Here is a 13,337-nt window from a genome sequence, read left to right on the forward strand (position 1 = left end):
CGGAGAGGTGACGAACGTGATTCTTACTGAGAGTCAGAATCATCCTGCCCGCGAGGTCTCTTTGAGATTGGCGGGTTTGTCGCGGCACTGAAGGGGCGACCGCCAGAGCGAACCTCTCGCGGTGGCCGGCCGCCCTTTCGGGGCTGTGCAATGCAGGAGATGACGTTTTTAACCTCCCGCAGCTCGATGCGGCTTGGCCGCTACGTCGAACCGAGGGGGATGATCGGCTGCATCCTGATATCGCTTGAGTTCGAGCTCGATGCGTTCCGGATTCCAGCCGAGCACTTCGGCCATCCAGTGCGCGGCCTTCTCGGCGATCTCGCCTTGGTTCGCGTGGTAGAAGTGCCAGGACGTGCGCCGCAGGAGGAGGTCGTCAAGGTGGACCACCCACTCTTGCCGACAGGTCTCCATCACCACGTTCTGCTCGACCGGCGGGGGGAGCACTCCGCTGGACGGTCCCGCCGTCAATGGTAGCTCGGCGGTCCGAGAGCGAGGCAAACGCGCGCCGAGGTGGCGGCCAACTTGATCGATCGTCTGTTCGGCCATCAGACGGTAGGTGGTGAGTTTACCGCCGGCAACGTCGAACCAGCCTGGCTCCCCCATCCTTATCTCATGATTTCGCGAAACATCCGAGGGCGCCCCTTCTTTTTCATGTCGGGGAGCAACCAGCGGACGCACTCCGGCCCAGGTTGAGATCACGTCGTCGACCGTGATCCGGGCCGCGGGGAAGGCGCGGTTGACGACGCCGAGAATGTAGTCGATGTCCTCGGCGTCGGTGCGGACCGCGGCCGGGTCTCCCTGGTACTCGGTGTCGGTCGTGCCCAGGATGATTCGTTCGCCCCACGGGATCACGAACAGGATCCGATCCCCTTCAGGGAGGACGACCGCTTCCGAGACGGGCAGGCGCGCGTGGTCGATGACCACGTGGACCCCCTTGGTGAGCCGGAGTCGCACCGTGCTGTGCGGGATCTTGGCTGACCACGCGCCGGCGGCGTTGACGACCGCTCGGGCCTGGACCTCGACAGTGTTCCCCTCAAGCTGGTCGCGCACCGTGCAGGTCCAGGTGCCGTTCGTCGCGGTGCCGGAAACGAACGAGGTGTAGTTCCGTAACGAGGCGCCGGCCGCCTCGGCCGAGCGGAGCGTGTCGATCACGAGTCGCGCGTCGTTGGTGAGCGCATCGTAGTGCGACGTGCCCCCCTTCAGCCCCTCGCGGCGGAGGCCGGGCAAGTGCTTCAGGAGCTCAGTCGGCCGGTAAGTCCGGGACTTGCCCAGGTTGTTCCCGCCACAGAGCAGGTCGTAGACCTTGACGCCGATGGAGAGCATCCAGAGTGGCCAGCCTGCCCCTTTCCAGACCGGGAAGAGAAAGGGCAAGGGTTGGCAGAGATGTGCGGCGATCTTGCTCAGCCGCATCTTCTCGAGGCTCGCCTCGCGGACCAGGCCGATCCGGCCTTGAGCCAGGTATCGCAGGCCGCCGTGAAGGAGCCGGGACGACCGGCTGCTGGTCCCCGACGCGAAGTCGGCCTGTTCCACCAAGAGGGTTCGCAAGCCCCGCAGCGCGGCGTCTCGGGCAATGCCCGAACCGACGATGCCGCCGCCGATAATCAGCACGTCAAAGGGCTCATTCGCCAGGACTTTCATCTGTTCGTTTCGAGAGATTCCACTCGGATTCATGGTCGAGCCCCCACCGTTCGGGCGTTTTCGAGGATTTCCCCGAGCTCACCCACGTCGGCGACGATCAGCTCAGGCGGCTGCTCGAGGGTGGCGGCGTCCGCTTTCGTGGCCTCGCCGCTCAGGACCAGGACCCCCGGCACGGCCGCTCGCCGCGCCATTGCGATGTCCGTATAGATCCGGTCTCCGACCATCGCAACCTCGTCTTTGGCCAGGCCGAGCCGGTTGCAAAGATCGAGGAGGATCGACGGGTCGGGTTTGCCCAGAACGACGGGCTGCCGGCCCGTGGCCGCTGTCAGGCAGGCACAGAGGGCGCCGCAGTCCACGAGGATCGTCGGTTGGTCGGTGGGACAGATCAGGTCGGGATGCGTGGCCAGGAACGGCCGCCCCTCGCCGATCCAGTAGGCCGCGCGGCAGAGCCGCTCATAGTCGAGGGTCGTGTCAAAGCCGACGACCACGGCCCCAGGGGCATCCCAACCGACCGTGAACCCCGCCTCTTCGAACTGCTGGCAGAGTGAGGGGGTACCGAGCACGGCGATCGACGTCACCTGGGGCAATTGCTTGCGCAGGTAGGTGATGGTCGTATCGGCAGGCGTGGCGACCTGGGATTCTTGCGCGTCGATCCCGAGCTTTTGAAGTTTCGTCACGTAGTCGGATTTGCTGCGCGACGTGTTATTGGTCAGGAACGTGTGGCCGATTCCGAGCCTGGCGAGCCTGGCGAGGAACGGGATCGTCACCTCGAACAGGCGGTCGCCTCGATAGAGGGTGCCGTCTAGGTCGAGCACGACGTGCCGGATTCGGGTCAGGTCCAACGTCATTTGCGGTTCTCCGTGGCCGAGGCTGAGATGGGCCATGGCCCCCGCGCGCTGAACAGGTGCTCGACGGCCGAGTCCATGATCCCGGCCCGCTGCGCGAAGTCGAGCACGGTGAACCGCCGCCTGATGTAATAGGCCTGCTCGTAGCTGAGCCGGAGCCGGGCGCGGCTGATCCCGATCTGCTCCGGCTCGTGCGGGCAGCCGGCGTCGCGAAGCGCCTCACGCACCTTCTGGAACGGTGTCAAGTGGCGCACCAGCTTCGACCGGAGCTCCGGCCAGCCATCGCGCAGTCGCGTGAGTTGGGCGCGAAGTTCGTCGAGGCTCGGCGTCTTGGCACGCGTCTCCTCCTTTGCCTTGTCCGCCAGCTCGCCCGCGCCGAAGATGGCGACGATCCGTCGTTCGACCTGCCGGGGCGACAGCCAACTCGCAATCGCGGCCTCGACGTCGAGCCGGCCCAGGTCCCTGCGGAGCAAGGCTTCGTAAAAGGCCAAGGTTGCCAGCGTTCCGATCCCGACCTTGAAGCCGTGTGACGGGGCGGTCCCTTGGTGGGTGTGGTGCTGCATGTCCCAGAGGTGGCTGAACTGGTGCTCGGCCCCCGAGGCCGGGCGGCTCGTTTGGGCGGCCTGCATCGCGAATCCGCTCATCATGAGGCCGTTGACCAGCCGACGCAGGCTGGCCGGCTCGTTGCGTGCGATTCCGGCCGGCGAGTCGACCCAGGCGCGGAGCCTGTTCTGAACGGTCGCCCAGACCGAGGGGTCGATCGGCTCGACCCCGGCGGCTTCGGCCACGATCCAGTCGGCCCCGGCGACCTCCTTGGCCAGCAGGTCGGCGTAGCCCGAGGCGTTCATTCCACGTGGAGCGCGGGCGATCACGTCGAGGTCGGCGAGCACCCCTTTCGGGGCCGGGCAGTCGAACGTCTGCTTGGACCCATAGTGGGTGATCGAGGCCCCATAGGCCGTGTAGCCGTCCATTGAGGCGGCGGTCGCCACGGCCAGGTAGGGCCTGCCCAGGCGGTGCGCGACCAGCTTGGTCAGGTCGTTGATCGTCCCCGAGCCCACGGCGATCGGAATGCCTTGTACCCCTTCGAGGGCTTTCTGTAGCTCCTTGACGCACGGGGTCTCGGCGTAGACGTGCGGGCCGAAGATGAACGGTTTGCTCAGTTCGTGTCCGGCGATCCGGAAACTCTCCTGAACCTCGCGGCCGGCCGCCACAAAGGTCTTTTGGTCCGCCACGATCAGGGCCGGCGTTGTCCCGAACAGCGAGGCGAAGATCTCGGCCGTTTTGTGCCGGACACCTGCCTCCACCGCGAGAAAGCGGGTGTCACGAGCGGCCTGCAAGGCCCCTTCCAGGAGCGGCTCTTCTTCTACGGATAGGCTCATCGAGTTTCCTTAAGCAAGGCGGATGCCCCCCCCTCATTGATGACGAGGGCGTTGAGCAGCCCTCCTTCGATCGCGGCAAGGACCGCTTGGGTGCGATCCGCGCCGGCGACGACACCGACTTTCCGAGGGATCCGCCGCAGTTCATTCAGACTCAGGCTGACGACCCGTTGCTGAAACGGGCTGGCACATTCATTGCCATGGGCATCGTAAAAGCGACCCAGGATCTCGCCCACCGCGCCTGCCGCTTGGAGGGTCGCGAGATCGGAAGGCCCAAGTACATTTCGTTCCAAGAACACCGAGTTCGCCAACGTTCCGACCCCGACGAGGGCGAGATCCGCCTGGCCGAGCTGGTTCATGACCCCTTGAATTTGCTCGAGCCCGAAGAACCGGCGGCAGGTCTCCGGATCAGGGAGGATGGCCGGGGTGCTCAAGGTCAGGAATGTGCCCCCCCACCGTCGGGCCATCAGCCGGCCCAGCTCCACGGCGTCATAGAGCCCGGGACTCGAGTCGATGTTTCCCATCGCCTGGATCAAGGCAAGCTCGTGCTTTGGCTGGGACGGCTTCATCTGGTCCACCAGGGCCTGCATCGTCCGTCCCCCGGCCACCGCGACCCGACTTGCCGCCTCGATCCAACCCGCGATCACGGGCGCTGCGAAATAGCCGATCGTCTGGCGCAGATCCTCGGCCCGAAGCCCGCCGACGGTCCGAATCACAACCGCTTCCAGGCCGAGCCGGCGTCCCAGCTCTTCTTCCATATCGCCATTGCGCGAGTCGTATTCGGGGACCGTGATTCGCACCAATCCCCGCTCACGAGCCATCGCGAGCATCCGCGAGACCTTCGACTGGGACACGTTCACGAGCTTCCCAATCTGCGCTTGGGGAAGCCCGTCCAGGAAGTAAAGCCTGGCGGCCAAAATCAACTGCTCGTCGTTGTAAATTGATGTCGTCATAGTGAATAATTATTCTGAATGTGTATTCAGACTGTAACTCAGAGCAGTCACGTGGTCAAGGTAGAGGTTTTCGGTGAGCGTTATTGATTCGGGGGCGAGCTGAGCTATGGTCAGTCCGTTTCGGTATTACGTGCTGCACAAGCCGTTCGACGTGTTGACCCAGTTCACGGATCAAGCGGGCCGGGTCACGCTCAAGGATTTCTTTCCGCAACCGGGGGTCTACCCGGTGGGCCGGCTGGACCGGGACAGCGAGGGACTTCTGCTCCTGACCGACGATGGGCCGCTGGCCCATCGACTGACCGACCCGAGGTTCGAACATCCGAGGACTTACCTGGCGCAGGTTGAGCGGATCCCCGACGACTCGGCCTTGGAGCCGTTGCGGCGCGGGCTCGTTCTCAAGGACGGGCGGACTCGCCCCGCCGAAGCGGAACTGCTGACGGAGCCCCCTGCTCTACCGGAACGCTCCGTGCCGATCCGGTTCCGCAAGAATGTCCCGACCGCCTGGATCCGGTTGGTGCTTCGCGAGGGGCGGAACCGGCAAGTCCGTCGGATGACGGCGGCGATTGGCTATCCCACCCTCCGCTTGGTCCGCGTGGCGATCGGCCCGGTGCTCCTGGGGGACCTCGCCCCCGGCGCCTGGCGCGAGCTCACTCCCCACGAGCGCAACGCCTTGCGTATTCGAGGCGCGATTCGCTAGAGGTTCGCCCAAAGATCGGCTAAACTGGAGTACACTGAAACAATGAGGCGGCCCGTCGATTCGCCGGAACGTCTTGTGTTTTCCGGCCTTGATAGAGTGGGCATGGCCCGCCAGGTCTTCTCTTCGGGTAGAGGAGCAGCGATGAGCAGCGTATCCCGCATCCAAAGATCGCTCACGCTGGAGGAATTCCTTGCCCTCCCCGAAGAGGAACCATCGCTCGAGTTCATCAATGGTCGAATCGAGGCCAAGGTGTCGCCGCAGCAGAAGCATAGCGTGATCCAAGTCAGGCTTGGCGACAGCCTCAACAGGTACGCTGAACCGGCAGAGAAAGGGTTTGCCTTCTCCGAACTTCGGTGCACGTTTGCGGGGCGTTCGATCGTGCCCGATATTGTTTTCCTTTTGGTGTCGCACATCTGCACCGATGCTCAGGGCGAAATCCTCAACGAGGCCTTCCTCGTTCCTGATATTCACATCGAAATCATCTCTCCTGATCAGTCGGCCAAGAGTGCACGTGAGAAGCTTGTCCACTCTACCGAGAATGGTTGTTCGCTCGGCTGGTTAATCGATCCCGAGAAGAAGCGGGTGGAAGTTTACCGCCCGAGCCAACCGGCTGAGAGCCTGGCTTTCGATGGCGTCTTGGACGGTGAGCCGGTCCTTCCCGGCTATCGGTTGCCGGTTGCCACCGTTTTCGGCTGGCTCAGATTCCCGAGGCCGGAACGTCCGACAACGGGAGCCGACCCCGCATGAGTCAGGCCGATGTGCCCAGCGCCGAGACCAAGTCGTACCTGCGGCTCTCCTATGACGAGGGAACTCTGCTGATCGAAGGTCTGCCCGAGGGGGAAACTCGCGGCCTGCCTCGCGTCGAGTTCGACCACCGCACCCGGCAGCTCCGTGCCGAGGCGATGCACTACCGCGAGATCATGGAGTACTTGATCGCGGAGAAGATCCCCTATGTCGACGACGCCCGCGACTATAAGTTGACCCCGTGGCCGCTCCGGATCACCAAGGAAGCCTTCCCCCACCAGTCGGAGGGGGTGAAGGCCTGGTGGGATGGGGGACGGCTGGGGAGAGGGGTCATCGTCCTCCCGACCGGCACCGGCAAAACGCACGTGGCCAACCTCGCCATCGAAATCGCGAAGCGCCCGGCCCTGGTCGTCACGCCGACGATCGACCTGATGAATCAGTGGTACGACGAGCTCACGATGGCCTTTGCCACCGAGGTCGGCCTGCTGGGCGGCGGATACAACGACATCAAGCCGTTGACGGTGACGACCTACGACTCGGCCTACATCAACATGGCGCGGATCGGGAACAAGTTCGGGCTGATCGTCTTCGACGAGTGCCACCACTTGCCCGGCCCGACCTACGGGATGGCGGCGATTGCCTCAATGGCTCCCTGGCGCCTCGGGCTGACCGCAACCCCGGAACGTGCCGACAATGCGCACACGCAGCTCGACTACCTGATCGGTCCGATCGTCTATCGTCGCGAAATTACCCAGTTGCGCGGGCAGTACCTGGCCGACTACCGGGTCGAGACCGTGTACGTGAACCTGTCCGACGCGGAGCGGAACGAGTACGAGAGCTGCCGCGAGGTCTATCGAGGGTTCCTCCAGGATAATGGGATCGACATGCGTCGACCGAATGCCTGGGGTCAGTTCCTCTTCGTGGCGCATCGCTCGAGTGAAGGGCGGCAGGCCTACCTTGCCTACCGCCGTCAGCGTGACCTGGCGCTGGCCGCTCCCGCCAAGCTTGAACTTTTGGGACGCCTGCTCGATCGCCATAATGGTGATCGAGTTATTATTTTTACGCACGATAATGCAACGGTTTACAAGATCGCTCGGCAGTTCCTGGTTCCGGTCATCACCCACCAGACCAAGACCAAGGAGCGCCGTGACATCCTCCTCCAGTTCAACGCAGGCACCTACCCGATCGTGGCGACCTCGCGCGTCCTCAACGAAGGGGTGAACGTCCCCGAGGCGAGCGTGGCCATCATCCTGTCGGGTTCGGGCTCGGTCCGTGAGCACGTTCAGCGCCTCGGTCGTATCCTCCGGAAGTCGGGCGACAAGGAAGCCCTCCTCTACGAAGTCATCAGCCGGGGAACCTCCGAAGAATTTACCTCCAATCGTCGTCGCCAGCACAGCGCCTACGGCGGTGATTGACGTTTCAAATTGAATCCGTAAGGCATATGTGATTTCCTCAACGGGTGGGGCGTGCCCCCTAGCGGCGAGAATCACAACGAGTCCAGAGCGGCGGGGAGTGTCCAACGGATCATGCTGACCGGTAACCTCGTTCGCGTGAAAGTCACCTCGAAGGGGCGGGTCATGCCGCTCTACCTCAGCCGCGACAATGCGCAGTGGCTCGAGGTGGCTGAGAGCCTGCTCCTGATTTTCCGCGAAGGGGTGGGGACGACCCGTTACGAAATCGAGACCGAGGTCCACGAACTTGTGGGTGAGGGGCTGGCGACGCTGGCGCATCGCGGCTTGGCGAAGGTGCTCGAGGACCGCGCCGAGTTCGAGGTGGTGGCGGATGTCCCGCCCGAAACCCTACGTGAAAAGCTCTTTTCGGCGGCGGCCGATTATCGTCGCTCGCTCAGGGCTGCGGGCCATCGGGCTCCGTTCAAACGCGATCATGTGCTGGAAGTTGTCGGACGGGAGCTTGGCATCGAGCCGGAGGCGGTCGCGGCCGGCCTATTTGCCGACCTCAAGGACGAAAACCGGATGCTCAAGTTCGACGACCTCGACGCCCAGCGCCTGGTCGATCGATATAACGTGGCGCTGGCGCAGGCGATCCTGCTCCGCGCGGTGTTGGTGACCGCCGTGGTCCGTAACGAGAAGCCTGCGCGTTACCGGCAGTTGTTCCGACAACTCAAGTTCCATCGCTTGCTCTACCGGGTCGAAGGGAGTATGACCACCGGCTACACGTTCCAGATCGACGGTCCCCTCAGCCTCTTCAGCGCGACCAACCGGTACGGCCTGCAAATGGCCCTGTTCCTGCCCACCTTGCTCCATTGCGCGGAGTTCCGGCTCGACGCCGAGCTGCGCTGGGGGCCGAAGCGCGATCCACGGAGCTTCCACCTCGAATCGTCCGACGGCCTGATCTCGCACCAGGCCGACACCGGCACTTATGTTCCTGCCGAAATGGGAGCGTTCCTGGATCGGATCCGCCAGGTTGCCTCGGCCTGGGATGTGACCGAGTCGACCGAAGTGATCGAATTGGGGCGTGAAGGTGTGTGGGTGCCCGACTATCGGTTCGTCCACAAAGCGACCGGGCTCGACGTCTTCCTCGAAGTGGTTGGCTTTTGGAAACGGTCGAGCCTCGATCGCCTGCTTCGGCTTTTACCCCAGCACGGTCCGAAGCGTTATGTGCTCGCGATCTCCGATCGTTTGAAAGTCGATGAAGAATCGATTGAGGGCCTGTCGGGCCCGGTGCTTCGATTCAAAGAGATTCCGAATTCGAACGACCTCTCCGCCCTGCTCGACCGTTTCCTCAAAGACTCCCCGGAACTCGGATTTTAAGCGGCCAACGGTGATTTCGAGGTGAGCCGGGAGTGGGTGCCTCCTGGCTTTTGATGAGCTGTTGAAGCCAGGGTGCTTGGCGAACTTGACGGGTCGGTCTGCACAACGCTACAGTCCATTTTTCGTCCCGGGAACGTGGAGAATTGGGAATGAGCCGCGAAGCGACGCTGAAACGGATTCTCGAGGGTGGGGTCGTCGCCGTGGTTCGCGCCGAGTCGGGCGAGTCGCTGCTACAGGTGGTTCGCGCCCTGGCCGAGGGGGGGGTAACGGCCGCCGAGATTACCTTCACCGTGCCCGATGCGCTTGAGGTGATCCGCCAGGTCCGCCAGGAAATCGGTGATGCCATCGTGCTGGGCGCAGGGACGGTCCTCGACCCTGAAACGGCCCGTGCTGCACTCCTGGCCGGGGCGGAGTACATCGTTGCCCCGTCGCTTAATCTGGACGTCATTCGTCTCTGCCGACGCTATGATAAGGTGGTGATGCCAGGTGCATTCACTCCGACCGAGGTCGTCGCCGCCTGGGAAGCCGGCGCCGATGTCGTCAAGATTTTCCCGGCCGACGTGGGCGGGGCACCCTACCTGAAAGCCCTTCGTGGGCCGCTCCCCCAGATCCGGCTGATGCCGACCGGCGGGGTCGACCTGAATACGGCCGAGTCGTTTCTCAAGGCTGGTGCCTGCTGCCTGGGCGTAGGAAGCTCGCTGGTCGACCCCAAGACGGTCGCCAGCGGCGACTTCGCGCGGATCCGCGAGTTGGCCAGCCAGTACGCGGCGATCGTGCGGCGGTTCCGTGGCTCGGCCTGAACCCGAACCGTTGGCCCCAGAGACCGACCACCAGACGCGGGCCCCCCTGGCCCGCGCCGCCCGCGCGACGAAACTTGCGCTGGCTTTCCTGACCGTGATTCCTCTGGGGCGTGCTGACGACGCACCGGCGACCGAGGCCGACCTAGTCGCCTCACGCTTCGCCTACCCCTTCGTCGGGTGTGCGGTTGGGCTCTTGATGGCCGCTTTGAGCGAGGCACTTCGCCACGTCGGAGTTTCGGCGGCCGTCTCCGCGTTCATACTCGTCGCATTTCTTGCCATCCTCACCGGCGGGCTCCATCTCGACGGATTGGCCGACACGTTCGACGGCCTCTTCCTCTGGGGAGGGGCCGACCGTCGCCTGGCCGTGATGCGCGATCCCCATATCGGCAGTCACGGTGTCTCCGCGATCGCGCTGGTGCTCCTGGGGAAATACGCGGTTCTCGCTGACCTGAATGGCTCTGGACGTTCGCTGGCACTCCTCGGAGCGGTGGCCGTAAGCCGGACCTTGATCCTCGTTTCAGCCGGCCTGGCCCGTTATGCTCGACCTCAGGGAACGGGTCGCCTCGTGATCGAAGCGACCACACGTCGCGACGCCTTGGCCGCGACGTTCGCCTGTCTCGCGCTCGCCAGTGCTGTTGCGGGCAGCCCTGGTCTGATCGCTGGCCTGGGGGCCTTGATTCTGGCGTTCGCCTTCACCCGTCTGGCCGTGCGCCGCCTTGGCGGCGTCACGGGCGATATTCTGGGCGCTACGGTGGAATTGGGTGAACTGGCCTTTTTGGTGGGATTCAGCCTCTCTCTGGGGCTGAGATGACTTTGGTTGGTAGGGAGTCCTGCGTAGTCAGGGCAAAGGCTGCATGTGTCATCGCGGCACATGGCATGTGATAAATCGCGAAAAAATCCTACAACCCGACTCGTCGCCAGATTCATTTCAAGCCTACCGAGAGAGCGGCCGATAACGTTCGCATAAGCCTCTTAGTGCGCGGTGGAGTGGTAGGAACCCTACCTGAATCCAAGTCTTAGGTGGGGGCGGTCGATGGGTGAATCGATCCTGGTGCTCGGAGGAATCCGATCGGGAAAGAGTCGGCTGGCCCAACGGCTGGCCGCCGAGTACCCGCCGGTCACTTATCTGGCGACGGCGACCGTGGACCGTGCCGACCCGGAGATGGTGGCACGCATCGAGCGTCACCAGGCCGATCGACCCGAAAGTTGGACGACTCAAGAGGTTCCGCGCGACTTGGATGTCGTGCTTCCTGCGATCGTGGCCACGGAGGGTTCAGTAGTGATCGACTGTGTAACGCTCTGGATCAGCAACCTGTTGCTCGGTCTCGGCAACGGAGCGGCCTTGGCGGATTCGGAGATTCTCGACGCCGTGGTCCGGGCAGTTCGAGCGGGCCGGGGGCAGGCGCGGGTGATTTGGGTTTCGAACGAGGTGGGGTCGAGCCTGGTCTCGACCAACGCGCTGGCGCGGCGGTTCGCCGACCTGCAAGGGATGGCCAATCAGCGTCTGGCTGAAGAGTGTGATGCGGTTCATCTCAGTGTCGCGGGACTGTCAATCCGGCTCAAGTAGACAACAAGCCGGTTTGATTCTGGGGTTCGACCCTGCGTGAGACGTTGAGTTCGGGGCCTTGGTTCGAGGAGCGAACGCGTGGCGCCAAGGGGCTTTCGGTTGCGACTGGTGAGTATCGGACTGGGCTTGGCCCTGGTCCTGGGACTCTCCACGCCCGCTTCGATCGCGGCCCCTCCCTCCACTCGGGCGTCTCGAGTCCCCACGCTCTACCACAAGAATCGATCGTTCCGGATCCCGTTCAATGTGGACCCGGCCGAGCGGTCGCGGCTCAAGGAGGTCCAGCTCTGGGTCTCCAACGACGATGGCTTCACCTGGAAGCCGAAAGCCTCGACCACTCCCGACCGCCCCTCCTTCACCTTCAAAGCGACCGAGGACGACGAGTACTGGTTCGCCGTCCGAACGCTCGACACGCAAGACCGGCTCTTTCCGAGCGATGACGAACCGGTCGAGCCGAGTATGAAGGTGATCGTCGACACCAAACCCCCGTCGCTGGTCCTCGAACCCGACAGCCGTCGCGGTAGCGGGGCGTCGGTCCGCTGGGAGGTTCACGACGAGCATCTGGCGTTGGGGTCGCTGGTCATCGAATATCAGGTCGACGGCGCGGACAAGTGGCGCAAGGTGACGATTGGCCGGATGGCTTTGATCGGCAGTGAAACCTGGGATGCCGGTACCGCCGAGCCGATCACGGTCCGCGCCCAGATCGAGGATCGCGCCGGCAATATCGCCGAGAAAACGATCACGCTGAACGAAGGAACCCCGAGCAATCCCAGTCTGGCCGCGAGCGAGAATGCGGAATTCTTGGCTCCGCCGCCACTGTCCTCGGACTCGAGCTTCCCGCCGCCTGCGTCCAATTCCCGATCGTCCGAGTCGCGGGATGTCTTTCCGCCGCCGACTCGCGTGTCGAAGCGGAACACGCCGGTGCCGCGGAATGTGCCTGCGCCCGTTGCCAATGATCCGAATCCGTTCCCGGTTTCGCCGGACGGAGCCGTCGAGTCTCCCCAAGGTTCCGTGTCAAAAGGGGTGGCGGCAGGACCGAGCCGATCGTTGCTGGTCAAAGACCGCAATTTCTCCTTGCAATACGCTGTCGACGACGCCGGTCCTAACGGCCCGAATACGGTGGAGCTTTACGTCAGCGAGGACGGCGGTCGGACCTGGATCTTGGGGGCCGAGGACCAGGACAAGGTCTCTCCCATCGAGGTCGTCCTCCCGGGCGAGGGAACCTTCGGCCTCTGCCTCGTTGCCCGCTCGGCGGCGGGTCAGGGCGACCGTCCCCCGGGCCCCGGCGAGTCGCCCCAGATCTGGGTCGAGGTCGACAGTACTCCCCCGTCGGTGGTTATGCTCAGGCCCCCTGTGGTGGGCACCGGTCAGCATATTGGAAAAGTCGCGATCGATTGGCGGGCCACGGACTTTCACCTTGGTCCCCGCCCGATCACGCTCTCGTGGCGAGCCGATCACGCTGGGGACAACTGGCAGCAGATTGCTCCCCCCATGGCGAATACCGGTCGATATATCTGGAACGTTCCCCCCAACATTCCGCCACGGATCCAAATCCGGATCGAAGTGGCCGACACTCTTGGCAACATCGGTGCGGTTGAAACCACCGAGTCGGGGCCCGTCATTGTCGATCGGAGCAGCCCCAAGAGCCGGATCATCGGCCTCGAGCCCAGCGCGGGTGCCGGCAACCCAAGCGCTAACGCAGGCAACGGCTCCGCCCCCAAGGCGATCATCAAGTAAGCGAATCGCTCGACGTCGAGCGTGGGACGAGGCCGTCCCCGATCGCGGACACCTTGATTTCAGGATCGAGGGCTCGGCCCTCTCACCGTACTCAGAGGAGTGACTACGGGCGAGGATTCATTCGTCAACCACACTGCGAATGAACCGACACCCCCTGATTCCTTTGCTTTCGCTGAGCTTGACTTTTGCCGTTTTGGGATACAAATGTGGCG

General features: G+C 63.8%; 12 protein-coding genes. 8 read left to right on the plus strand and 4 right to left on the minus strand.

Annotation, left to right across the window (positions count from 1 at the left end; all coding sequences use genetic code 11):
- Positions 1-168 precede the first annotated feature (168 nt).
- The 4 genes from SINAC_RS05250 to SINAC_RS05265 are packed head-to-tail and all read right to left on the minus strand — an operon-like array spanning position 169 to position 4,812.
- Positions 169-1,671, minus strand: coding sequence for a glycerol-3-phosphate dehydrogenase/oxidase (locus SINAC_RS05250; protein ID WP_015244648.1), 1,503 nt, complete (start codon positions 1,669-1,671; stop codon positions 169-171).
- Positions 1,668-2,486, minus strand: a complete 819-nt coding sequence (locus SINAC_RS05255) for an HAD-IIA family hydrolase (protein WP_015244649.1) — start codon at positions 2,484-2,486, stop codon at positions 1,668-1,670. The genes SINAC_RS05250 and SINAC_RS05255 overlap by 4 nt, the downstream gene beginning before the upstream one ends.
- Positions 2,483-3,862, minus strand: a complete 1,380-nt coding sequence (locus SINAC_RS05260; RefSeq protein ID WP_015244650.1) for a sn-glycerol-1-phosphate dehydrogenase — start codon at positions 3,860-3,862, stop codon at positions 2,483-2,485. The genes SINAC_RS05255 and SINAC_RS05260 overlap by 4 nt, the downstream gene beginning before the upstream one ends.
- Complete coding sequence (locus SINAC_RS05265) at positions 3,859-4,812, minus strand: sugar-binding transcriptional regulator (RefSeq protein WP_015244651.1); 954 nt, start codon at positions 4,810-4,812, stop codon at positions 3,859-3,861. The genes SINAC_RS05260 and SINAC_RS05265 overlap by 4 nt, the downstream gene beginning before the upstream one ends.
- Before the next feature lie 106 nt (positions 4,813-4,918).
- Between SINAC_RS05265 and SINAC_RS05270 the strand changes: the two genes are divergently transcribed.
- The 8 genes from SINAC_RS05270 to SINAC_RS05305 all read left to right on the plus strand — a co-directional run bounded on the left by SINAC_RS05270 (position 4,919) and on the right by SINAC_RS05305 (position 13,125).
- Positions 4,919-5,509: a pseudouridine synthase gene (locus tag SINAC_RS05270; RefSeq protein WP_015244652.1), complete on the plus strand. Its 591-nt coding sequence runs from the start codon at positions 4,919-4,921 to the stop codon at positions 5,507-5,509.
- Between the two features lie 141 nt (positions 5,510-5,650).
- Positions 5,651-6,256: a Uma2 family endonuclease gene (locus SINAC_RS05275; protein ID WP_015244653.1), complete on the plus strand. Its 606-nt coding sequence runs from the start codon at positions 5,651-5,653 to the stop codon at positions 6,254-6,256.
- Positions 6,253-7,668: a DEAD/DEAH box helicase gene (locus SINAC_RS05280; protein WP_015244654.1), complete on the plus strand. Its 1,416-nt coding sequence runs from the start codon at positions 6,253-6,255 to the stop codon at positions 7,666-7,668. The genes SINAC_RS05275 and SINAC_RS05280 overlap by 4 nt, the downstream gene beginning before the upstream one ends.
- A gap of 111 nt (positions 7,669-7,779) precedes the next feature.
- Complete coding sequence (locus SINAC_RS05285) at positions 7,780-9,024, plus strand: DUF790 family protein (protein ID WP_015244655.1); 1,245 nt, start codon at positions 7,780-7,782, stop codon at positions 9,022-9,024.
- Between the two features lie 149 nt (positions 9,025-9,173).
- Positions 9,174-9,824: a bifunctional 4-hydroxy-2-oxoglutarate aldolase/2-dehydro-3-deoxy-phosphogluconate aldolase gene (locus tag SINAC_RS05290; protein WP_015244656.1), complete on the plus strand. Its 651-nt coding sequence runs from the start codon at positions 9,174-9,176 to the stop codon at positions 9,822-9,824.
- Positions 9,811-10,635, plus strand: coding sequence for an adenosylcobinamide-GDP ribazoletransferase (cobS, locus tag SINAC_RS05295; protein WP_015244657.1), 825 nt, complete (start codon positions 9,811-9,813; stop codon positions 10,633-10,635). The genes SINAC_RS05290 and cobS overlap by 14 nt, the downstream gene beginning before the upstream one ends.
- 222 nt (positions 10,636-10,857) lie before the next feature.
- Entirely contained in the window at positions 10,858-11,391 is a 534-nt protein-coding gene (locus SINAC_RS05300) for a bifunctional adenosylcobinamide kinase/adenosylcobinamide-phosphate guanylyltransferase (RefSeq protein ID WP_015244658.1), read from the plus strand.
- Positions 11,392-11,499: 108 nt separating this feature from the next.
- On the plus strand, positions 11,500-13,125 hold the full coding sequence (locus SINAC_RS05305; RefSeq protein WP_390553811.1) for a hypothetical protein: 1,626 nt from the start codon (positions 11,500-11,502) through the stop codon (positions 13,123-13,125).
- Positions 13,126-13,337 lie beyond the last annotated feature (212 nt).

The organism is Singulisphaera acidiphila DSM 18658 (assembly GCF_000242455.2).
In the GTDB taxonomy this organism is placed as follows: Bacteria; Planctomycetota; Planctomycetia; order Isosphaerales; family Isosphaeraceae; genus Singulisphaera; species Singulisphaera acidiphila.

Bases quoted from the DNA above. Each gene is read 5' to 3' on its own strand.
- SINAC_RS05270 (WP_015244652.1), top strand. From the start codon at position 4,919: ATGGTCAGTCCGTTTCGGTATTACGTGCTGCACAAGCCGTTCGACGTG.
- SINAC_RS05250 (WP_015244648.1), bottom strand. From the start codon at position 1,671: ATGAATCCGAGTGGAATCTCTCGAAACGAACAGATGAAAGTCCTGGCG.
- SINAC_RS05255 (WP_015244649.1), bottom strand. From the start codon at position 2,486: ATGACGTTGGACCTGACCCGAATCCGGCACGTCGTGCTCGACCTAGAC.
- SINAC_RS05300 (WP_015244658.1), top strand. From the start codon at position 10,858: ATGGGTGAATCGATCCTGGTGCTCGGAGGAATCCGATCGGGAAAGAGT.
- SINAC_RS05265 (WP_015244651.1), bottom strand. From the start codon at position 4,812: ATGACGACATCAATTTACAACGACGAGCAGTTGATTTTGGCCGCCAGG.
- SINAC_RS05280 (WP_015244654.1), top strand. From the start codon at position 6,253: ATGAGTCAGGCCGATGTGCCCAGCGCCGAGACCAAGTCGTACCTGCGG.
- SINAC_RS05285 (WP_015244655.1), top strand. From the start codon at position 7,780: ATGCTGACCGGTAACCTCGTTCGCGTGAAAGTCACCTCGAAGGGGCGG.
- SINAC_RS05260 (WP_015244650.1), bottom strand. From the start codon at position 3,862: ATGAGCCTATCCGTAGAAGAAGAGCCGCTCCTGGAAGGGGCCTTGCAG.
- SINAC_RS05275 (WP_015244653.1), top strand. From the start codon at position 5,651: ATGAGCAGCGTATCCCGCATCCAAAGATCGCTCACGCTGGAGGAATTC.
- SINAC_RS05290 (WP_015244656.1), top strand. From the start codon at position 9,174: ATGAGCCGCGAAGCGACGCTGAAACGGATTCTCGAGGGTGGGGTCGTC.